Here is a 22,421-nt window from a genome sequence, read left to right on the forward strand (position 1 = left end):
CGGAAAAATCGAGGAGCCAACTTATAATGCGTATCAAATCATATTTGATCGCTGGCGCTTTTTTTTTGCAGTGGCGTATCCCGCATTCGGTTCAGACTTTGAAAGCGAGGCCTGCAAGAATGTAATCAATAGTTTGGCAGTTTTGACCTGCGCAGTGGCGAAAAAGACGAGGCCAATAGCAGGCTCAAAGAAAGCTATCAAGAGCTTACAGTCAGAGTTAAATCACAATATAAAAATCATCCGAAATCAAGATTATTTATCAATGATAAAAAATCTCAACTGGCATGGATACCTCTAAAAGACAAAATTGTGCGCTTGGGGGGGGTGAGATAGAGACAGATAGCTAGGCATACAACTGCACCTCAAGAATGAGTGACGAGCGACGATATTACTTGAATGCAATTTCTCCCATGCTGCCGTAGCATCTATCACCGACCTTGTTAACCGGTTATACGGACGCACCCCCAACACGTTGGCTCCTACAGGGGATCGTGCTTATCTGTAGGAGCCAACGTGTTGCCGAAGGGTCAGTTCAATCACCCACCGTCTCAGGCACCGCACGCACAACCGGCTTCACCACCACCGGCTTGGCATCAACCGCGCCGACATCCTTGGTAAAGGTCTTGTCGTTCTCGCCCTTGAAGAAGTTTTTACCGTAAATCAGCAGGCACAGCACTACGCCGATGGCGAAGGCCCAACTGGCGCCTTTGACTGCCAACACCGCGCCGATTACCCCGGCTATCCCGAGGTCACGCTGGCTGCGGGCTTCGAGGATGCCCAAACGCACGCTGACATAACCTTGAATCAACAAGGTCAGCGCCAGCGCCACGCCCAAAATGGGTTGCACCAGTGTCACCACCGGCAGCAACAACAGGCCGGTATTGGTCCCCCAACGAAACGAGCCGACGCCGCCGTAAATCGATTTCATCGCCTTCGGTCCACCTTTGAAACGCTCGATCACAACCACCAACATGGCCGCCCATTTCGGCCCGCACATCGCCACGTCTGGACCAAACACGCTCATCAACGCGTTACGCGCTCCGAATATCAGGTGCGCACGGTCAGGGTTGTAGTCCACGTTTTCATCGGTTCGAATCTGCTGCGCTTCGTCGAGCAGCACCTTGGCGCTGAGCACGTCGCCGAAAACGATGATGTACACCGCCAACATGGTCGGGAACGCGGTAATGAACATCGACAGCGGCGGCATACCCAAGCCAAAGATCGTGTAGTTATTCCACAGCCCCATAAAGTCAGGTTTGCTGAAGCCCCACTGAATGGTCGGCCATGGCGCTTCATGGAACAGCGGCGCGATGACCACCGCCAGCAAGATGATCGGCAAAATGCCGAGCTTGGCGAAATTCCACCAGAGTTTGTTGCGCAGTTTCAGGGCTTGGAAGTGCTGGGAGAAAATCAGGTAGAACGCGATACCGATGGTGATCGAGATAGTCCACGGCAGTACGTCGAACTTGCCGCCGACCTGAAACACCGCGCTGACCGCGCTCAAACCGGCGCCCATGATAATCCCGGATTTGATCGCCGAGGGCACGTAAGCCACCACCTTCTTCGCCATCCCTGTTGCCCCTAGGGCGATGGAAAACACCCCGAGCATCATCTGAAACGCAATCAAGGCGTGCACACGCTCAGGCCCCATCGGGAAGTGCGCGCAGTACGCCATCAATAACGGCACCGCTGGCGTGATCCAGCCGGGCACGGTCGGGTCACCCAATAGATGGTGAGTGAGGTACAGCAGCCCATTGAGCATGACCACGGCCAACGCCACTTCAAAAGGCATGCCCAGCAGTTCGGTCATCAACGGAATGGCCGCCAAGTCCACGGCGCACATCAACAAGCCCTGGAGGTAATCCGGCATCTCGAAGTTGTAGTGAATGAACGGCAAACGCACTTTGAACGGGCCCAGCGGGATGTACGGGCTTTCGCGACCCGGTTCGGGAAGGTTGGACATTAACGGCACCTGTCTTATTGGTTTTGGTTGCCGTGTACGGCAGACGCCCGAAGCCGGTCGCTCGGGCGTCATTACGCGATCACTCAGTAAGCGGCGCGGTAAATTTTTTCGATGTCGGCGGCGGTGAGTTTGCGAGGGTTATTGCGCATCAGCCGGTCGATCTTGCTGGCTTCTTCGGCCATGGCTGGAATTGCATCTTCCGGTACGTTGAAGGCGCGCATCCCCGACGGAATGTCCACGGCGATGCACAGGTCGGTCATGGCCTGAACAGCTTGATCGGCGGCGTCTTTGTCGCTGAGGTGCGCCGTCCGCACGCCCATGGCTTCGGCGATATCGCGGAAGCGTTCGACGCAGGCCATCTTGTTCCAAGCCATGACGTACGGCAGCAACAAGGCATTGCTGACGCCGTGGGCAATGTTGAAACGCCCGCCCAGCGGATACGCCAGCGCATGCACCGCGCCGACACCGGCATTACCGAACGCCATGCCGGCCATTAAACTGGCGGTGGCCATGTCTTCGCGGGCGGCCAGGTTGGTCGGGTTGGCGTAAGCCTTGGGCAGCGCCTTGGCGATCAGCTTGATCGCACCAATGGCCAGCGCGTCGGTAATCGCCGAGCTGTTGACCGATAAATACGATTCGATAGCGTGGACCAACGCATCAACACCGCTGGCCGCGGTCACGCTACGCGGGCAGCTCAGGGTCATGATCGGGCTGACCAACGCGACGTCCGGCAGCAAGTAATCGCTGACGATGCCTTTTTTCAGCTGCGCTTGTTTGTCCGAGAAAATCGCCACGTTGGTCACCTCCGAACCAGTGCCCGCCGTGGTGGGAATCGCAATCAGCGGCGGCCCTTTGCGCTTGACCTGATCGACGCCGAACAATTCGGTTAATGGCCCGTCGTAATTGGCAAAGGCGGCGACGCCTTTGGCAATATCAATAGCGCTGCCGCCGCCGAGGCCGATCAGGCCGTCATGGCCGCCTTCGCGGTAAGCGCGAGTGCAGTCTTCAACGATGGAGATTTCCGGCTCGGGTTTGACCTGATCGAAAATGCCGTAGCGGCGGTCGCCCAGGTGCGCCAATGCCAAATCGACAGTGCCGGATTGAACCAGCACAGCATCAGTAACGATCAGCGGGTTGTTGATATTCAAGCGGGTCAGCTCAGCGGCCAGTTGCTCAATAGCAGCGGGACCGGTGATCAGTTTGTTGGCGATTTTGAACGCAGAGATACTCATCGGCTCGTCCTTTATTAGTTGTTTTGCGCGAGGGCGTGCCGGATGAATTGCGAAAGCTGTGCCAAAACTCGCAAAGCCCCACGGGGCAAGGGTAAGCACGAAAAAGAGACCGTCAAAGGGGGTGGCAGCGATTAGTTTTCTAATCGCCAAATGGGCTACTGATTCAAATCCTAATCAGACCGTTCCCAACGCTTCATCTTCTGCACCACGGTTGCCTGGCTGACGCCCAACGCTTTGGCGGCCAGCCGCGTGGTCTTGTGTACCTGCAGCGCGGCACGAATGGCGGCGCGTTCGGCATTTTCCAGCACCTTGCGCAATGGCAAGCGGCTGTCGTCAGCGTGCAGGGAATTGAGGTTGAGGATTTCTTCAGGCAAGTCCAGTGCTTCGATGATATCGGCATGACTGGTAACCACCAGGCGTTCGACGATATTGATCAGCTCCCGAATATTTCCCGGCCATGCGTAATCGCATAGCACATCGAGGGCTTCGAGGCTCAATTGCACCTGCCGCTGATAACGGGCGTTAAAACTGTCCAGGTAGTAATGCAACAGCGGTGCAACTTCTTCACTGCGCTCGCGCAATGCCGGAATCACGATAGGCACAACGTTGAGCCGGTAATACAGATCGGCCCGGAAGCGTCCATCTGCCACCAGTTGCTTCAAGTCGTGATGGGTGGCGCTGATGATGCGCACGTCTACTTCCTTGAGTTCCAGACCGCCCACCGGGATAAAGCGATTCTCTTCGATCACCTTGAGCAGCTTGACCTGCACCGCCAGTGGCAAGTCGCCGATCTCATCGAGGAACAACGTCCCGTGATGCGCCAACTCCAGCAGGCCGCGTTTGCCCTTGGGACCGGCACCGGTAAAGGCGCCAGGGGCATAGCCAAACAGCTCGGCTTCAATCAGGTTTTCCGGTAGAGCCCCGCAGTTCAGGGCCAAAAACGGTTCTTTGGCGCGGTCGCTGGCGTTGTGGATAAAGTGTGCGACCAAGGTTTTACCAACGCCGGTTTCGCCTTGAAGCAACACCTTTACCGAACTGTGGGCGACTTGCCGGGCCAAGGCGAAAACTCTGCCGGACACTTCTTGATCGGCCATCAGCGGCGAGTGCAGCAGGTTATCGCGCTGACCGGCGTGAAGTTTGGCGGTGCTGTTGCGCAGTTGCTTGAGCTGTTGCAGCTCGTCGCGCTCGTGCTTCATGCGCAGCAATTCGGTCATGTCTCGCACAGTGCTGACCACATAGCGAATGCTTTGGTCAGCGCCAAGAATCGGCGTGGCGCTGACCAGTAGCTTCTTGCCCTGATGCAGGCTTTGCATCACCGACATTGGTTTGCCTTCCTGCAATACACGCAGCGATGCCGACTGGGAAATCACCCCATCCTTGACCAACTCCTGCATCGGTCGACCAATCAAGTCCGCGCTGTTGAGACCTGTCAAACGCTCGTAGGCCTTATTGACCTTCAGCGTCTTGCCGTCGCCGTCCGTGATGTAGACACCATCGTGCAACGCATTGAGCAGCTCTTCGAAACTGGCGTCGTTGACGTTCACCTGAGGCTCCATGGCGCGGACGGAAAGGTGAGGATGTTACCTCAACCTTTCGCCAACAACTTGGCTTCTACAGAGGCGAAGCGTTTATACAACGACGACTCAAACCTCCTGCGTCCTCATCTTCTCGCTGCGCCCACGCAACCATTCCAGCACCAGCAGCAACACCACCGAGAACGCAATCAACATGGTTGCGGCAGCGGCAATGGTTGGGCTGAGGTTTTCGCGAATGCCACTGAACATCTGTCGAGGCAAGGTAACTTGTTCAGGGCCGGCGAGAAACAAGGTCACCACCACTTCATCAAAAGAGGTTGCGAAGGCGAACAGTGCTCCGGAAATCACTCCCGGCGCGATCAACGGCAACGTCACGCGGCGGAATGCAGTCAGCGGCGAGGCACCCAAGCTTGCAGCGGCGCGAACCAGATTATGGTTAAACCCCTGCAAGGTCGCTGACACCGTGATTATTACGAACGGAACACCTAGCACGGCGTGGACAAGAATCAGCGAGATGTAGCTATTCCCCATTCCCAGCGGCGCAAAAAACAAATAACTGGCCACGCCAACGATGACCACCGGCACCACCATCGGCGAAATCACCAACGCCATGACCAACGCCTTGCCGGGAAAGTCACCACGGGTCAAGCCAATGGCAGCCAAGGTACCGAAACCCATGGCCAGAACGGTGGCGGCAGGGGCGATGATCATGCTGTTTTTCAGCGAGCGCATCCATTCCGCCGAGGTAAAAAAGTCCTGATACCAATGCATGGAAAAACCTTGCAGTGGATAAACCAGAAAACTGCCGGAGTTAAACGACAACGGAATGATCACCAGTACCGGCAGTACCAGAAATAACAGCACCAGCCCGCAAAGAATGCGCAGGGCGTAAAACCAGACCCGCTCAATGGGCGACGTGTAAGGGCTCAGCATGTTGACTCTCCTCAGCTCAAGCGCATACGGCTGGCGCCGACTAGCCAGCTATAAATCAGATAAAGCACGACGGTCGCCGTCAGCAGCAAACCGCCCAGCGCCGTGGCCATGCCCCAGTTGATGCTGGTGTTGGTGTAGAAGGCGACGAAGTAGCTGACCATTTGATCGTTCGGGCTGCCAAGCAGCGCCGGGGTGATGTAGTAACCGATCGACAATATGAACACCAGCAGACACCCCGCGCCGATACCTGCGTAGGTCTGCGGGAAGTACACCCGCCAGAAACTGATCATCGGGTGGCAGCCCAAAGAGATGGCGGCGCGCATGTACGTCGGTGAGATACCTTTCATGACGCTGTAAATCGGCAAGATCATGAATGGCAGCATGATGTGCACCATCGATATGTAAACCCCGGCTCGGTTAAACACCAGCTCCAGCGGTTTATCAATAACGCCCATCGACATCAACGCGCTGTTAATCAATCCGCTTGATTGCAGCAACACGATCCAGGCCGCTACTCGCACCAAAATTGAGGTCCAGAACGGTAACAGCACCATGATCATCAGCAAGTTGCTCTGCCGTGAAGGCAGGTTCGCCAGCAAATACGCCAGTGGATAAGCCAACAGCAGGCAGATCACGGTGATGACCAAGCCCATCCAAAAGGTGCGGCCGAAGATATCCAGGTAGATCGCTTGATCGGGGGTCGCGGGCGCCACTTCACCGAGGTCATTGATGCGGTGGTCAACGGCGGCCAACAAATAATAGGGTGTGATGCTACTGACATTACGGCGGATCGCTTGCCAATAGGCCGGATCGCCCCAGCGCTCATCGAGTGCTTCGAGTGCTTCTTTATAAGAGGTCGGTTCTGTTGCGAACGGCAAAGCACGCGCGGTTTTCGTCAGCAAGCTGCGGTAACCGGCCAGTTCCATGTTCAGGCGTTTGGACAGATCGCCCAGCGTTTGATTCTTGCGAGCCAGCGCCAGATCAACGCTCAGCGCTTGATACACCGGTTCAGGCGGCAGGCTTTTTCCGTCCCATTTCGCCACGGCGGCAACCGTATGCGGCAACGTTCCGACGACTTCCGGATTGTCAACGCTCTTGAATAACAGCGCAACGATGGGCACCAGGAACACCAACAGCAAAAACAGCACCAGCGGCGCGATCAATGCTTGAGCCTTCCAGCGATTAACCCGTTCAGCACGAGCCAGACGCTGCTTCAGGGTGGGGCTGGCGCCTTCGGTGAGGGGCACTGCGATGGCCATAACGAACTCCGAAAATCTCTAAACAATGGATGCAGCCCTCCTCTCGAAGAAAGGAGGGACTGGATCTAACTCAACGTAAACTGCTTACTTGGCAGCCCACGCGGTGAAGCGCTGCTCCAGTTGCTCACCGTTGTCAGCCCAGAAGCCGACGTCGATCTGCACTTGGTTTTTGATGTTTTCCGGGGTCGTCGGCATGTCTTTCAAGACGCCTTTGTCCAATAACGGGACAGCTTTGGTGTTAGCTGGGCCGTAAGCAATGTTCTCGGAATAGGTTTTTTGCTGTTCTGGACTAACCGAGTAAGCGATGAACTTCTTCGCTTCGGCTGCATTTTTCGAGCCCTTCGGAATCGCCCACGCGTCGAAGTCGTAGACGCCGCCATTCCAGACCACTTTCAGGTTGCTTTCTTTCTGCACAGCGGCGATACGGCCGTTGTAGGCCGAGCTCATCACCACGTCACCGGACGCGAGGAACTGCGGCGGTTGAGCGCCAGCTTCCCACCATTGGATAAACGGCTTGAGTTCATCGAGCTTTTTGAAAGCGCGGTCTTGACCGTCTTTGCCGGCCAGCACTTTGTAGACGTCTTTCGGTGCAACACCGTCAGCCATCAACGCAAATTCCAAGGTGTACTTGGCGCCTTTACGCAGGCCACGTTTTCCTGGGAATTTTTTGACGTTCCAGAAATCCGCCCAACCTGTTGGTGCGCTGGCCAGCTTGTCGGCGTTGTAAGCCAACACGGTGGACCACACGAAGAAGCCTACGCCGCAGGTCTGGATAGCGCCCGGAACGTAGTCAGCTTTGGTGCCGGGAAGTGAAGCCGGATCGATTTCTTCGAACATGCCTTCGTCGCAACCGCGCGACAGCTCAGGCGACTCGACTTCTACCAGATCCCAAGAAACGCTCTTGGTGTCGACCATGGTTTTGATTTTGGCCATCTCGCCGTTGTATTCACCCGCAATAATCTTACCGTTGCCGGCCTTTTCCCACGGTGCATAGAAAGCTTTTACCTGGGCGTCCTTGTTGGCACCGCCGAAGGAAATAACGGTCAGATCCGTTGCCGCCATGGCATTGGCCGCGCACATCATGCCCAGCGTAATAGCGGTGAACTTCAAAGATTTAAGCATTTATTGTTCTCTCCACAGTGTGCAGTGTTGGTTATACGTGGGGCGATTGATTCGCCTCTGACAGTTACAGCGCTTCCAGCAAGGGATCGAGTGCGCGAACGTGCTCGACCTGCCATCCAATTGGCACAACATCGCCGACAGTCAGCCCCGGATCGAGTTCCGCGACTGGCTGCTTAACGAAGAAGTCGGTTTTTCCTGCAACTTCCAGACGCACACGGACGTGGTCGCCCAGATAAATAAATTCAGCAACGCGACCGGAGAACCGGTTTACGCAGTTTTCACTGTGGCCGTTCACGCGAACGCGTTCAGGGCGGACCGACAGCGTCACCTGATCACCGATTTCGCCGACATTGACCGCCAATGCTTCGACCTTTTCGCCGCGGGCCAAGGCCACGACGCAGCGATCACCGGAGCGGCTGATCAAGTGGCCGTTAAGCCGATTGTTTTCGCCGATGAAGTTAGCGACAAACGTGTTTTTCGGCTCTTCATATAGCGTGCGAGGCGGTGCGATTTGCTGAATTTCGCCCTGATGGAAGACTGCCACCCGGTCCGACATGGTCAGCGCTTCGCCTTGGTCGTGGGTCACGTAAACCACGGTGACGCCAAGGCGCTGGTGAAGGTGCTTGATTTCCATCTGCATGTGTTCACGCAACTGTTTATCCAGCGCACCCAAAGGCTCGTCCATCAGCACCAACTGCGGTTCAAACACCAACGCACGGGCCAACGCTACACGCTGCTGTTGGCCACCAGAAAGCTGCGCCGGGTAACGATGGGCGAAAGCGTCGAGCTGGACCATGCTTAAGGCACGCTTGACCCGATCGCTAAGATCGGATTTGTTAAAGCCACGCACCGAAAGCGGGAACGCCAGGTTCTCCGAAACCGTCATGTGCGGAAACAACGCATAGTTTTGGAACACCATGCCGATGTCGCGCTTGTGGGGCGGAACGTTGTTGATCGCGCGCCCGGCCAGCTTGATTTCGCCGGCGGTGGGCGTTTCAAAGCCGGCCAACATCATCAGGCTGGTGGTTTTGCCGGACCCGGAAGGCCCAAGCAACGTGAGGAACTCGCCTTTGCGAATTTCCAGATTGAGGTCTTTGACGATCAGGTTTTCGCCGTCGTAGCTTTTCTGTACGCCACGGAAGCTGACCAGAACATCACTCAACCCAGCGCTTGAATCGACGTCGCTCATTACCCACACCTTTGTTTGTCTGCCGTGGATCAAGCCTAGATCAGGCAGCGGCTCAGGCAAATCGGCGGGCGAGAGAGATTGCTGTAGGGATTGCCCTACAGTGATGACGCAAATAGGTATGTAATTGGAAATAGATACTTCGTTTGGAACAACGCTATCGCGATCAAGCCAGACCCTGAGGGCAACAATTACATTGCAGGAGCCGACTGGCTTAGGATGACAGGTGCCAAACATGTCGCAGACGGACATGCTTGCATCACAACAACTTATGCTCCAGCGCGTATTTCACCAAATCAGCCAAAGACGTGATGTGCAGCTTCTGCATCAAGCGCGCTTTGTGGGTGCTAATGGTTTTACTGCTCAGGGCCAACTGCTGGGCGATGTCATTGACGTTGGCACCTTGGGCCAAGCGTTCGAACACCGAGAACTCGCGCTCGGACAATAACGAATGCAGGGGTCGGCTATCGGTCAAGCCCACCTCAAAGACCATACGGTCCGCAAGATCTGGATCAATGTATCGTCCACCGGCTGCGACCCGGCGTATGGCTGTCAGTAGCAACGCGGGGTCACTGTCTTTGGTCGCATAACCGGCAGCGCCGACTTTCAATGCGCGCGCCGCCATTTGCGCTTCATCGTGCATCGAGAGCACCAAAATCGCTGGCGGATTGTTCAGCGCACGAATCCGTGGGATCGCTTCGAGGCCATTGACGCCAGGCATTGAAATGTCTAGCAGCACCACTTCGCATTCGACATGACGCAACGTGTCCAACAACTGCTCGCCGTTGCTGGCCTCACCCACAACTACCAAGTCTTTCGCTAACCCGATCAGCTGTTTAAGCCCTTCGCGGACGATAGTATGGTCTTCAGCTACCAATACACGAATCACTGTTCTCACTCCTGCCCAATGGCGTTGGATAATTAAACGGCCAGCGGAATATAGGCGCGCAAGGTTGTGCCCTCGCCCGACTCACTGTCCAGCTGCAAAGTGCCGCCCAACATCAGTACCCGTTCGCGCATGCCTACAACGCCGAACGAGGTCGACCTACCCTGCTCAGGCACAAAACCTCGTCCATCATCGGCGACGGTCATACACAACACCCCGTTTTCCAGCGTCAGGCTTAGCTCCACCGTGTGCGCTTGAGCGTGTCGCATCACGTTCGTCAGAGCCTCCTGAAGGATACGAAATAAGCCAATGGCCTTAGCATCGCTGAGCGCCGGCAGGTTGTCCGGAACCTCAACTAAACACGGAATCTGGGTTCGGGCTTCGAATCGCCGCGCTTGCCACTCGATGGCGGAAGCGATGCCTGCATCTAGAATCGGCGGACGCAGTGCAGTGGCAACGTCGCGCACCAATTGGAACAGCTGGGAAATGAGGCGCTTCATACTGTTTAGCCGGTCACGCAGGCCAGGATCAAGATCGGCGTAGGCCAATTCGCACATAGAGGTTTCCAGTTTAAGCACGGTCAGCATTTGCCCGAGTTCGTCATGCACTTCGCGGGCGATCCGCGCTTTCTCTTCTTCACGCACGCTTTCCAAGTGCGCCGACAATTCTCGCAATTGCTCGCGAGAGCTGGCCAATTGCAGCTCGATGCGCTTGCTCGCAGTAATGTCCCAAACAATGCCGTCCCAGACCATTCGATCATCGTCCAAGCGGCGAGCAATGGCCTTGATTTCCGCCCAACGCTCTTCGCCTTCCCGGGTCAGAATCCGTCCCTGCCACGCCCAATCGCTGTCGCTTCCCAAAGATCGATCCTGCACCAAGTGGTAACCAATCCGGTCATCGGGGTGTACCAGGTTACGCAACCCCATGCTCGGGTGGCGCAATGCAGCGGGCGCGTAACCCACCAACGTTTCACTGCCCTCGCTGATGTAGGCAAACTCCGGCTCACCACCGGATTGCGCACGCTCCAAACGAAATACCAGCCCCGGCACGTTAGCCGCGATGCCCTGCAATCGCGCTTCGCTTTCCTGAAGCGCCGCCACGGCACGTCTTCGATCAGTGACATCGGTGAGGAATACGACTAGGTATTCCGCATCCCTGAACCGCATAAAGCTGAGGGAGACATCAACCGGTAAAAAGCTGCCGTCGGCGCAAATACAGTTGGTTTCGAAGCTCTGCGGGCTTTCTTCGGTGGAACGGGCACGCTTCCAAAGGTTCAGCCAGCGGTCCATGTGCAGACCCGGCTCGAAATCAATCAGTGGCCGATCAACAACGCCGCCCTCGGCATACCCCAACATCGCTTCGGCGGCGTGATTGGCATAACGCACATGGCTGTCCCAATTGACCCAAAGAATGCCAACGGTGCTTTGGTCGATGGAAAACTGCGTCAAGCGCAGGGCTTTTTCGCTGGCTTGACGCCGTGCGATGTCTTCACGGGCAGCGTCAAGACTTTGCTCTAGAGCGTGTTGCTGACGACGCTGCCAGACCACAATCGCAAAGCATGCTAGAAACATGACAGTAACCAGCAACGTCAGGTTTTGCCAAAACCCGGGAGACTCGCTCAGCCGTGGGTATTTAGGCTGCAACCAGCGCGAGTGAAGTTGTTCAAGGTCGCGCGCGGGAATCGCATGCAGGGCGGCGGTAATAATGCCCGCCAACTCAGGCCAATCTTTGCGCGACGCCACCCGCAACAACTGTGGCAAACCGATGTCGCCCACTACCGCGAGCCCGATAAAATCCGGTTCGACGGACAACCGGCTGAGCTGCGCTTCATCGACTACGGCGTATTTAGCTTGCTGGCTCAGCAGTAGTTGCAACGCTTGACGCTCCAGCGGAACGCCTTGCAAGTTCAGATGGGTGTAGGTGCTGCGCAGATAATCCGCTACCGGGTTGGGCATCCGGACTGCGACGCGGTCATGACCGTCAAGTTTTTCAAGGTCCACCCCACCACCACTGCTGCGCTCACCCACGATTAGATTCGGGACGCGCATATATGGGTCGGAAAACAGCCAAAGCCGCAAGCTAGCGGGCGTTTGGGTCAAGCCAGGAGCGAGATCGATAGCACCTTGCTCTAAAGCAGTATCCAGCGCTGCTTGATCGGGATAGTTACGCCAGAGCAATTCAACTTGAAGGGTTTTCTCCAGCTCTTTCATTAGGTCGACGTTTGCACCCGACAATAGCTGCAATCGCTTGTCCAGTTGGGCGTAGGGCGCTTGCAACACCAATCCGATGCGCAACTGACCCCGCTGATTGAGCCAGGCACGCTGCTCCTGGCTCAACGCTGAAGCGGCCGCAACCGGCTGAGATGCGGCATTAGCCAAAAAAGGCAGCCCCGCCATAAGTAAAATCATTACAAAAAAAAGGCGCTGGCCGACGACCCGTATGCGCATCAATCGAATCATAAACGTGTCATTCCGTTGCTCCGTGAATTGCCGCTACTGCTGCGGTACGACCCAAACGCCTGACAAACACTGAACAACCCATTAGGCTGCAATAACGTTTCTGGCCATGGAATATCGGATGTCCTACACCTTTCGCGCATCGCTTCCCACATTGTGCCTGTCGCTGATTCTACCGTGTGCTCTGCCCGTGATGGCGGCTACTCAGGCGCCCACTAAAGATTCAGCCACTCAAGCCGCACCGCCTGAACGTCAACGGTTGCTTGAGCGCAGTCAGGAGGATGCTGCGGCCCTACGACGCCAACTGCCGTCTGAAGAAGTGCAGCAGCTGCAAGCGGGTGATGAAACGTTTGTCGCGTTGTGGAAACCGGCGAACATCGACCAACCCAAAGGCGTGGTCATTATCGTCCCAGGCGCGGACGAGTCGGCAGATTGGCCTCAAGTTGTCGGTCCATTGCGACGCAGGTTCCCTGATGAAGGCTGGGGTAGCTTAAGTCTCTCACTGCCGGATACACCAAATACCGGCAGTTTGCCGCGTATTGAGGACGTAGTGGCCGCAGCGCCGGCTAAAGACGCTAAAGTTGCCACCGCTCCAAAAAGCACAGAACCCGACAACACCGCCGAAGCTGACGCTGCGGCCAGCGTAGCCCGCGCGGCGGCGGCGGATGAACAGGCTAAAGCCGAAGCAGAGCGTATCTTCGCCCGAATCGAAAGTGGCATTGCTTATGCGAAACAGCAAAAGGCGCGCGGCATCGTATTGCTTGGGCACGGTAGCGGGGCCTATTGGGCCGCCCGATTCGTCAATGAGCGACCTTTGCCGTTGGTACAAAAACTGATATTGGTCAGCGCGCAAGAACCCCTGAACGCCAAGCCCACCTTGGACAAGTTTGCGACGACGCTCAAAGTCAAAACTGCGGATTTCGTTTACCAGGATTTGACGCAAAACCGCAATACAGCGCAGCAACGTCTAAAGGCCAGTAAACGCACGAAAAACCCTGATTATACGCAAGTGACCTTGACCACACTGCCCGGAGACAGCCCCGCGCAGCAGGAACAGCTATTACGCCGCGTTCGAGGATGGCTGGAGCCCAAATAGACCGGACCATCCTATTGGCGAATGAATTGCTCTCACAGATCAAGCAATTTATCGGCGCGAGCCAATTCATTCGCAAAGTTGGCTTGTATCGCGTTAGCGGAAATTCCGTTGTTCACGAATCAAGGTGTAGGCCTGATGCAGCTCTTGGGTTCTGTCGGTCGCCTCTCGCACCTGCAAGACACTGGCCCCATTCCCTGCGACTTTGTCGGGATGATGGCGACTGAGTAGACGTCGGTAGGCGCGTTTGATCTGTGTCGGCTCAGCGTCCGCCTGCACACCCAACAAGCGCAACGCATCTTGATAAACATCAACGCTGACACCGAGCGGCCTTTTCTGCGGGTCATATTCACTGGCAAGTGTCTGAACCTTTATAGTCGTCCAGCCGAGCCACTTGCCCCATAGCAGGATCAACTCGCGCTCCTCCAGTGAAACTTTGCCGTCAGCCCAGGCCATGCGCCAACACGCTCGCAATAATCCTTCGGCCGCATGCGGCTGGGTTTTCATACGACGCAAATAGCCGCGTAGCCGTTCACGTCCTTTTTTGCCTCGATTGAACGCCAAGATCGCCCGCCGTTGAGCTGGCTCACTCAAGTCCATTCGACGCATTTCCTCGCGCGCCTGCTGAATGTGACCATCCACAACCCGGCCATTGTTCTTCGCCAGACGACCCAACAGGATGAACAGCAACTCGTCGTCACGGGGTACAGAACGGCCCCCCAATCGCTGACGCATATGGGCCCAGCTGTGCAGCGCCATACGCCGGTCCAAGGCTTGACCGAGCAGTGCACCCAGTAGCGCCCCCGGAATACTGGCGATAGCAAACCCGACTCCGGCGCCGATCACGGTAGTAGGCCACAGCATCTAGCAACTCACCGCAATCAATCGCTCAACTTCAGCAATCCGTTCATGTGTACCGACATCCACCCAGCGTCCGACGAAATGCTCACCTGAAACCAAATCGTGCGCCATGGCCGAGCGTAACAACGGCGCTAGCTTGAAAGCCCCCGCCTCGCAGCCGTCGAACAGCTGCGGATGCACAATAGCCATGCCACTGTAGGTCAACCGCGGAACCGTCTGACTGGGTTCAACCCGACCTTCCACCAGCGCGAAGTCACCTGCCAGGTGATGCGCAGGATTATCCACGAGCACTAAGTGCGCCAAACCGGCGATAGGCCGATGTAAGTTGGTGAAATCGTAGTCGGTCCAGATGTCTCCGTTGACGACCAGAAACGGTCTATCGCCCAGTAAGGGCAGAGCGCGAAAAATTCCGCCACCGGTTTCCAACGGCTCGCTCTCTGGCGAGTAACGAATGCTTAGGCCAAACCGTTCCCCGTCGCCGAGGCAGTCCTCGATCTGTTGACCAAGCCATGCGTGGTTAATCACTACCTCGGTAAAGCCGGCCGCGTACAAGGCCCGCAGGTGATATTCAATCAATGGCGCGTTCCCCACACGCACCAACGGCTTAGGTGTGTGCAAGGTCAAAGGACGTAAGCGTTCACCCTTGCCTGCGGCGAGAATCATCGCCTTCATGCGTTAACTACCTTCATTTTCATAAAACCGCTCCAACGGGTTGACGCAGACTTGCCAACAGTTCGCCCAGCTCAGCCAATTCCGGTCGTCGTGCCAATACAACTTCTATATAAGCAAAAAAACGGGGCACATCGGCCATGTAGCGGGGTTTACCGTCACGATGGCAAATACGCGCAAAAATGCCGATCACTTTCAAATGCCGCTGCACGCCCATCAGATCGCTGGCCCGCAGAAAATCTTCAAAGGTCTCTTGCACCGGAATACCCAAACTCAAAGCCGCCCGCCAATACGTCAGCAGCCAACCCTGGACCCGTTCTTCAGGCCAACTCAGAAACGCATCCTTGAACAGACACGTCACGTCATAAGTCACAGGCCCGTAGACCGCATCCTGAAAATCCAGCACCCCAGGATTCGGCTCACTGACCATCAAATTGCGCGGCATGTAGTCACGGTGTACCAATACCTTCGGCTGCGCCAATGCACTGTCGATCAGACGATCACTGGCTCGCTCCCAAAGCGCCAACTGTGCCGAGTCCATCTCGATACCCAAATGGCGCTTTACGTACCATTCAGGAAACAGTTCAAGCTCGCGACGCAGCAACGCAACGTCATAGCTGGGCAGCGGCGCATCCATAGGCAACTGTTGATAGGCCAACAACGTATCGAACGCATCGGCAAACAATGCGTCTGCATTTTGGGCATCGATCACATCGAGATAGGTCTTGTGACCCAGGTCGTTGAGCAAAAGAAAGCCACGAGTAAGGTCTTCGGCATATATTTTCGGAACATTAATTCCTGATTTACTTAATAAATTAGCGATATCCACGAACGGTTTACAGTTTTCTTGGGGTGGAGGTGCGTCCATGACAATAAAAGTTTGACCGGCACCCTCCCAACGGAAATACCGTCGAAAACTGGCATCGCTACTGGCCGCAGTCAACGTGGCCGGGGGTACGGCGCCCCAATCTTGCGCCGTGAACAACGCTGACAACTGCTTATCGAGCCAAACTTTCAGGTGTTGCAGGCGTACATCTTGATCTGGCATTACAAGGGTCTCCGACGGCGCTAGCCGTCAAGCGGGTCATGCTTTATTATCCGTCATCTTTTTCAGCCCATCGAGAGGCGTGCGGCCCCCCCGCGGGCCGATGGCGCGCAGGAAGCCCGGATTAATAAGATGGCATTGAAATCCCACGCATTTCGTAAAAAATTTCCGTTGCTCGTAACCGGCAGTTTGCTGGCGATGCAACCTTTGGCCACTCCATTCGCAGTAGCCGCAGAACAGTATGACTGTTCAGTCTCTGCTGCGGGTGCTTGGGATTGCGCGCCGAAAGTGAACGCAGTTCAGCTGCCACCGCGCCCCGTGCACAGCGTGGACGGTATCAGTACGAACGGTCAAAGCACTCCGGACGCTGGCTCAACGGCCGGCGAAAAAGTGCCCATCACGCTCGTCACCCAAGCGAAAGGCTATGGTCTGAAGTCGCGCAGTGCTGACTACAGCCACCTCGATTGGGTTCCTCGAGATAAGCTCACTCCCGCGCAATTGGCCGAAACTGGCCCCTATTGCTCTGGAGCGTATGTAGAGCCTATCCGTCCGGGCATGAACGACAACACGAAGATGAGCGACGCACCGATGTTTGTCGGTGCCAAAGCATCTCGTTATGAGCAAGAAGCTCAGGTCGCGACGCTGGCCGGTGACGTTGTATTGCGTCAAGGCAGCATGCAGGTCCAGTCCCAGGAGGCCAGCCTGTATCAGGCTGAAAACCGTGGCGAACTGAACGGCGATGTCCGCTTGCGTCAAAATGGGGCCTTGATCGTCGGTGACCACGCGCAGATCCAGCTCGACACCGGTGAAGCCCAAGTCGACAACGCTGAATACGTGATGCACAAGTCCAACGTGCGCGGCAGCGCTCTGTACGCCAAGCGTGCCGAGAACGCGATCATCCGCCTCAAGGACGGTACGTACACCACTTGCGAACCCAACAGTAACGCTTGGGAAATCAAGGGCAATAACATTACTCTGAACCCCGCAACCGGTTTCGGTACAGCGACTAACGCCACACTGCGAGTCCACGACATACCGGTGTTCTACACCCCGTATCTCTATTTTCCGATCGACAGCCGTCGCCAGTCAGGTTTCCTGCCCCCGAGCGTTTCAAGCGGCGGCAATTCCGGTGCAACACTGGTCACGCCGTACTACTTCAACCTGGCACCAAATTACGATGCCACGTTGTATCCTCGCTTCATGACCAAGCGTGGCACCATGCTGGAAGGCGAGTTCCGCTACCTGACCAAGTCGAGCGAAGGCACTATAGGTGGCGCGTTCCTCAATGATAAGGACAACGATCGTAAGCTGCAGACTGACGCCAAAGACACCCGTTGGATGGTCAACGTACAGGAGAAAAGCGGGCTGAATTCACGCTTGACGACGGACGTTGATTACACGGACATAAGCGATCCGTACTACTTTCAGGATCTTCAAAGCGACGTAATCGGTGTCGAGAAGCGCGACTATATCAACCAGCAAGGTGCTGTGAACTGGCGGGGCGACACCTACACCGCTCGCCTGAATCTGCAGGGTTACAAACTGGCCAGCGTCTCCGACATCACCCCATATAACCGTCTGCCGCAGATCACCTTTAACGGTGCGCTGCCATACCACCCCGGCGGATTGGATTTCGCGTATGAAACTGAAGCAGTGCGGTTTCAACGTGATTTGCAGTCGGGTAACTATTTCGACAAAGATGGTGTTGGTACCTCTCGGCTTGATAACAACGTCACCGGTCTCGCCCGATCAGACGGCGATCGCCTGAATCTTGCGCCGTCCATGAGCCTTCCAATGAGTTGGACCTACGGCTTTGTTACACCGAAGCTCAAGTACGTGTACACCAAATATGATCTGAGTTTAAGCGGGCTAGGACAGCAGCAGATCGTTGACGCCCAAACTGCCGCTGCGGCAGCGAACACCAAATACCTGAATGGCGAATTCAATAGCTCTATTGACCGCAGCATTCCGGTGTTCAGCGTCGACAGCGGTCTGTACTTCGACAGAAACACTCAATGGTTTGGCAAAAACTATCGTCAAACATTGGAACCGCGTCTGTACTACCTGAACGTTCCGTATAAAGACCAGAGTGACATCCCGATTTTCGACTCGGGTGAAACCACGTTCAACTACGGGTCACTGTTCCGCGACAATCGTTTTGTTGGCTCCGACCGTATTGGTGATGAAAACAAACTATCGCTGGGTATTACCAACCGCTGGATTGAAGATAACGGCTTTGAACGCCAGACCTTCAGTATCGGTGAAGCGGTGTACTTCAAGGATCGTAAAGTACAACTGCCAGGTATTGATTACGCCACTCGTGCAGATTCAACAGCCGGTCGCTCGCCGTATGCACTTGAATACGCTTACCGCTTTAACAGGGACTGGCGCGCGACGTCCGACTTCAACTGGGATCCGGACAGCAAGAAAACTCGTTCGGGCAGTGCGATGATGCACTACCAACCTGAAGACAACCCAAACAAGGTTGTTAACATTGGCTATCGCTATCGCAACGACCAGATTCGCTATGACCAGAACACCGGTACGTGGAAAGTGGGCGGTGGCGATCTTGGCACGCCAGGGCAACCGGGCTATATCAAGGATTACTACAAAATCCAGCAGCATGATTTTTCGGTCATCTGGCCGGTTGCTCCTCAATGGAACGTCATTAGCCGCTGGCAGTACGATTACAACCGCAACCGCACCCTCGAAGCCTTTGGTGGTTTTGAATATGACAACTGTTGCTGGAAGCTACGTCTGATTGATCGTTACTGGATTAACTATGACGAATTCAGCCAGGACATTACTCAGAACGAAAAAGGCGACCATGGCATCTTCTTACAAGTCGTACTGAAGGGACTTGGCGGTGTTCTCGGCCAAAAAGTTGAAAGTTTCCTCGACAAAGGCATCCAAGGTTATCGTGAACGTGAAGACCAAGCTTTCTAACTGTCTGCGCCCACTGATGTTGGGCGCGTTACTCCTGGGCACCGCAGCAAATGCTGAAGTGCAGTCCCTCGACAAGGTTGTGGCCATCGTCGACAACGACGTGATCATGCAAAGTCAACTGGATAAACGAGTCCACGAAGTTCAGCAGACCATCGCCAAACGCGGTGGCGGCGTGCCTCCAGCGAGTGTGCTGGATCAGCAAGTGATGGAGCGTTTGATCGTTGAGAACCTGCAACTGCAAATCGGTGATCGCTCCGGTATACGAATCACCGACGAAGAGCTGAACCAAGCGGTTGGCACTATCGCCCAACGTAACAATATGTCGATAGATCAGTTTCGTGCTGCGCTGACTCATGACGGCTTGTCTTATGAAGACGCTCGTGACCAGATTCGCCGGGAAATGATCATCAGCCGCGTCCGTCAACGTCGAGTGGCAGAGCGCATTCAAGTATCGGAGCAAGAAGTGAAAAACTTCTTGGCATCCGACATGGGCAAGATGCAAATGTCCGAGGAGTATCACCTCGCCAACATTCTGATCGCGACCCCGGACAGTGCTTCCTCGGACGCCATCCAGGCCGCGAGCCATCAAGCTCAGGATATTTACCAGCAGCTTAAGAAGGGCGCTGACTTCAGCCAGTTGGCCATCGCTAAATCCAAAAGCGACAATGCGCTCGACGGCGGTGATATGGGCTGGCGCAAAGGCGCGCAGTTGCCACCTCCCTTTGACACGTTGCTCAGCAACATGACAGTTGGTGACATCACCCAACCCACGCGCACTCCCGGCGGTTTTATTATTTTGAAACTGATGGAAAAGCGCGGCGGCCAGGGCCAAGCACAGATGAAAGACGAAGTTCACGTTCGCCACATCCTGATCAAACCGAGTGAAATTCGTAGCGAAGACGAAACTCATCGCCTGGCTGAGCGCTTGTATGAGCGCATCAAAAATGGCGAAGATTTCAGTGAGTTGGCAAAAAGTTTCTCTGAAGACCCTGGCTCGGCGCTCAACGGCGGCGATCTGAATTGGGTTGATCCGAACCAACTGGTGCCGGAATTCCGCGCTGTCATGGCCGACAGCCCAGTAGGTGTGTTGTCCAAACCGTTCAAGACTGCTTACGGTTGGCACATCCTGGAAGTCCTTGGCCGTCGCGCTACCGACAGCAGTACCGAAGCGCGTGAAGAACAAGCCAAAACTGCGTTACGTAATCGTAAATACGATGAAGAGCTGCAAACCTGGCTACGCCAGATTCGTGATGAAGCTTACGTTGAAATCAAGCTTCCTCCTGCCGATCAGCCAGACCAGGCTGACCAGGCCACAAAGTGAAAGCAAAACGTTTTGCTCTAACACCCGGCGAGCCGGCAGGCATAGGTCCAGACCTATGCCTGTTGCTCGCGTCACACCCTCAGCCGCACCCCCTGATTGCCATTACCAGCCACGATCTGCTTATCGAGCGGGCCGTGCAACTGGGCGTGGCTGTCAATTTAATCAGGGTAACGCCTGACGCTTGGCCAGACCTACCCGCCCCGGCCGGCAGCCTGTATGTATGGGATACGCCGCTGAATATAAGCGTCGTTGCCGGGGAGCTGAATAAAGCCAACGCAGCGTTCGTGCTGCAAACCCTGGCCCGTGCAGGACAAGGCTGTATCGACGGCGACTTTGCGGGAATGATCACCGCCCCTGTGCACAAGGGTGTGATCAACGACTCCGGCATTCCTTTTTCAGGCCATACCGAATTCCTGGCCGACCTGACGCACACCGAACAGGTTGTGATGATGCTCGCTACCGGGGACTTGCGGGTTGCGCTGGTCACGACTCACTTGCCATTGCGTGCTGTTGCTGACGCGATCACTTCTGAGCGCCTCGAGCGGGTCACGCGAATACTGCACGCCGACTTAGTCCATAAATTCGGCATCGCCCAACCACGTATTCTGGTCTGCGGGCTTAACCCTCATGCCGGAGAAGGTGGCCATTTGGGCCGCGAAGAAATCGACATTATTGAACCTACTCTGGAGCGCCTGCGCAGCGAGGGCCTTGATTTACGGGGCCCGCTGCCTGCCGACACTCTGTTTACCCCCAAATATCTGGAGCACTGCGATGCAGTGCTGGCGATGTACCATGACCAGGGTTTGCCTGTACTGAAGTACAAAGGTTTCGGCGCCGCCGTCAACGTGACCCTCGGCCTGCCGATCATCCGCACGTCGGTGGATCATGGCACCGCGCTGGATCTAGCTGGCAGTGGCAAGGTCGATACCGGCAGTTTGAAGGTTGCCCTGGAAACCGCCTATCAGATGGCCGAGACCCGTCAATGACCGAGTTATTTCAACACAAGGCGCGTAAGCGTTTTGGACAAAACTTCCTGCACGACGCTGGCGTAATCGACAAAATCCTGCGGGCTATTCGTGCAAAACCGGAAGACCGTTTACTGGAAATCGGGCCGGGCCAAGGCGCCCTGACCGAAGGCCTGCTGAGCAGCGATGCGCAACTGGACGTGGTTGAGTTGGACAAGGATTTGATCCCAATTCTGATTCACCAATTCGGGAGTAAGCCCAACTTTCGTTTGCATCAAGGTGATGCATTGAAGTTCGACTTCACCAGCCTGAATGCTGCACCGAGTAGCTTGCGCGTAGTGGGAAACCTCCCATACAACATCTCGACACCGCTCATCTTCTTGCTGTTGCAAAACGCGGGCTTGATTCGCGACATGCACTTCATGCTGCAAAAAGAAGTGGTTCAACGCATGGCTGCAGGCCCAGGCGGTGGTGACTACGGCCGCCTGTCGATCATGGTCCAGTACCATTGCCGCGTTGAACACTTGTTCAACGTTGGCCCCGGTGCGTTCAACCCGCCGCCGAAAGTTGACTCAGCGATTGTCCGTCTGGTACCACATGAAATCTTGCCACACCCGGCAAAGGATCACCGTGCGCTTGAGCGTGTTGTCCGCGAAGCCTTTAACCAGCGTCGGAAAACCTTGCGCAATACCCTAAAAGCTCTGCTGACCAACGACGAGATCATTGCTGCTGGCGTCGATGGCAGTCTGCGACCTGAACAACTGGATCTCGCCGCCTTCGTCCGACTCGCGGATAAACTCAGTGATCAACCTATCACCGAGTAGAGCCCAAGGCCTTCATCGAGGCCAACGGCCGGCACATTGCTAACAAGGATTGGTTTTTATCTCGGCTTTTTTTATGTTGAGAATGCCCTAAACTGAATTTCACCGGTATTGTCCGAATTTTTCCG

Annotated in this window: 16 protein-coding genes and 2 pseudogenes; 6 read left to right on the top strand and 12 right to left on the bottom strand. The window is 55.6% G+C overall.

From position 1 onward, the window contains the following. Nucleotides 1-532: 532 nt before the first annotated feature. The 9 genes from RGW60_RS16830 to RGW60_RS16870 all read right to left on the bottom strand — a co-directional run bounded on the left by RGW60_RS16830 (nt 533) and on the right by RGW60_RS16870 (nt 12,512). Nucleotides 533-1,963, bottom strand: coding sequence for a hypothetical protein (locus RGW60_RS16830; protein WP_322205630.1), 1,431 nt, complete (start codon nt 1,961-1,963; stop codon nt 533-535). An 83-nt stretch (nt 1,964-2,046) separates the two neighbouring features. Then, a complete protein-coding gene (locus tag RGW60_RS16835; protein WP_322205631.1) occupies nt 2,047-3,195 on the bottom strand; it encodes an iron-containing alcohol dehydrogenase in 1,149 nt (382 codons plus the stop codon). A 170-nt stretch (nt 3,196-3,365) separates the two neighbouring features. Next, the gene (locus RGW60_RS16840) at nt 3,366-4,739 is read right to left on the bottom strand and encodes a sigma-54 interaction domain-containing protein (RefSeq protein WP_322205632.1); all 1,374 of its coding nucleotides are present in this window, start codon (nt 4,737-4,739) and stop codon (nt 3,366-3,368) included. Nucleotides 4,740-4,838: 99 nt separating this feature from the next. Then, nucleotides 4,839-5,663 carry an ABC transporter permease gene (locus RGW60_RS16845; RefSeq protein ID WP_322205633.1) on the bottom strand — a complete coding sequence of 275 codons (825 nt, stop codon included), beginning with the start codon at nt 5,661-5,663 and terminating at the stop codon, nt 4,839-4,841. 11 nt (nt 5,664-5,674) lie between these two features. Beyond that, nucleotides 5,675-6,922 (bottom strand): ABC transporter permease, encoded by a 1,248-nt coding sequence (locus RGW60_RS16850; protein ID WP_322205634.1) that lies wholly within the window; start codon nt 6,920-6,922, stop codon nt 5,675-5,677. Nucleotides 6,923-7,006: 84 nt separating this feature from the next. Beyond that, nucleotides 7,007-8,044, bottom strand: a complete 1,038-nt coding sequence (locus tag RGW60_RS16855; RefSeq protein ID WP_322205635.1) for an ABC transporter substrate-binding protein — start codon at nt 8,042-8,044, stop codon at nt 7,007-7,009. A gap of 64 nt (nt 8,045-8,108) precedes the next feature. Beyond that, on the bottom strand, nt 8,109-9,233 hold the full coding sequence (locus RGW60_RS16860) for an ABC transporter ATP-binding protein (RefSeq protein ID WP_322205636.1): 1,125 nt from the start codon (nt 9,231-9,233) through the stop codon (nt 8,109-8,111). A 256-nt stretch (nt 9,234-9,489) separates the two neighbouring features. Continuing rightward, nucleotides 9,490-10,119 carry a response regulator transcription factor gene (locus RGW60_RS16865; protein WP_322205637.1) on the bottom strand — a complete coding sequence of 210 codons (630 nt, stop codon included), beginning with the start codon at nt 10,117-10,119 and terminating at the stop codon, nt 9,490-9,492. A 32-nt stretch (nt 10,120-10,151) separates the two neighbouring features. Continuing rightward, entirely contained in the window at nt 10,152-12,512 is a 2,361-nt protein-coding gene (locus tag RGW60_RS16870) for a PAS domain S-box protein (RefSeq protein WP_407074101.1), read from the bottom strand. Between the two features lie 181 nt (nt 12,513-12,693). On the opposite strand from RGW60_RS16870, the gene RGW60_RS16875 reads away from it, so the two are divergent. Continuing rightward, a complete protein-coding gene (locus RGW60_RS16875; protein WP_322205639.1) occupies nt 12,694-13,668 on the top strand; it encodes an alpha/beta hydrolase family protein in 975 nt (324 codons plus the stop codon). A 93-nt stretch (nt 13,669-13,761) separates the two neighbouring features. Here RGW60_RS16875 and RGW60_RS16880 read toward each other — a convergent pair whose 3' ends face one another. The 3 genes from RGW60_RS16880 to RGW60_RS16890 are packed head-to-tail and all read right to left on the bottom strand — an operon-like array spanning nt 13,762 to nt 16,243. Continuing rightward, nucleotides 13,762-14,529, bottom strand: a complete 768-nt coding sequence (locus RGW60_RS16880) for a DnaJ domain-containing protein (protein ID WP_322205640.1) — start codon at nt 14,527-14,529, stop codon at nt 13,762-13,764. Beyond that, nucleotides 14,530-15,198: an N-acetylmuramate alpha-1-phosphate uridylyltransferase MurU gene (murU, locus tag RGW60_RS16885; protein ID WP_322205641.1), complete on the bottom strand. Its 669-nt coding sequence runs from the start codon at nt 15,196-15,198 to the stop codon at nt 14,530-14,532. A gap of 19 nt (nt 15,199-15,217) precedes the next feature. Then, nucleotides 15,218-16,243: an aminoglycoside phosphotransferase family protein gene (locus RGW60_RS16890; protein WP_322205642.1), complete on the bottom strand. Its 1,026-nt coding sequence runs from the start codon at nt 16,241-16,243 to the stop codon at nt 15,218-15,220. 129 nt (nt 16,244-16,372) lie between these two features. On the opposite strand from RGW60_RS16890, the pseudogene RGW60_RS23845 reads away from it, so the two are divergent. The 5 genes and pseudogenes from RGW60_RS23845 to rsmA all read left to right on the top strand — a co-directional run. Continuing rightward, nucleotides 16,373-16,568 (top strand): annotated as a pseudogene (locus RGW60_RS23845) (hypothetical protein); the annotation flags it as partial. A gap of 74 nt (nt 16,569-16,642) precedes the next feature. Next, nucleotides 16,643-19,186 (top strand): annotated as a pseudogene (locus RGW60_RS16895) (LPS-assembly protein LptD); the annotation flags it as partial. Then, a complete protein-coding gene (locus tag RGW60_RS16900) occupies nt 19,161-20,507 on the top strand; it encodes a peptidylprolyl isomerase (RefSeq protein ID WP_322205644.1) in 1,347 nt (448 codons plus the stop codon). The pseudogene RGW60_RS16895 and the gene RGW60_RS16900, both read left to right, overlap by 26 nt. Continuing rightward, nucleotides 20,504-21,493 (top strand): 4-hydroxythreonine-4-phosphate dehydrogenase PdxA, encoded by a 990-nt coding sequence (pdxA, locus tag RGW60_RS16905; RefSeq protein WP_322205645.1) that lies wholly within the window; start codon nt 20,504-20,506, stop codon nt 21,491-21,493. The genes RGW60_RS16900 and pdxA overlap by 4 nt, the downstream gene beginning before the upstream one ends. Continuing rightward, nucleotides 21,490-22,296, top strand: a complete 807-nt coding sequence (rsmA, locus tag RGW60_RS16910; RefSeq protein ID WP_322205646.1) for a 16S rRNA (adenine(1518)-N(6)/adenine(1519)-N(6))-dimethyltransferase RsmA — start codon at nt 21,490-21,492, stop codon at nt 22,294-22,296. The genes pdxA and rsmA overlap by 4 nt, the downstream gene beginning before the upstream one ends. Nucleotides 22,297-22,421: the final 125 nt, after the last annotated feature.

The sequence above is a fragment of the Pseudomonas sp. AB6 genome, from assembly GCF_034314105.1.
GTDB lineage: Bacteria > Pseudomonadota > Gammaproteobacteria > Pseudomonadales > Pseudomonadaceae > Aquipseudomonas.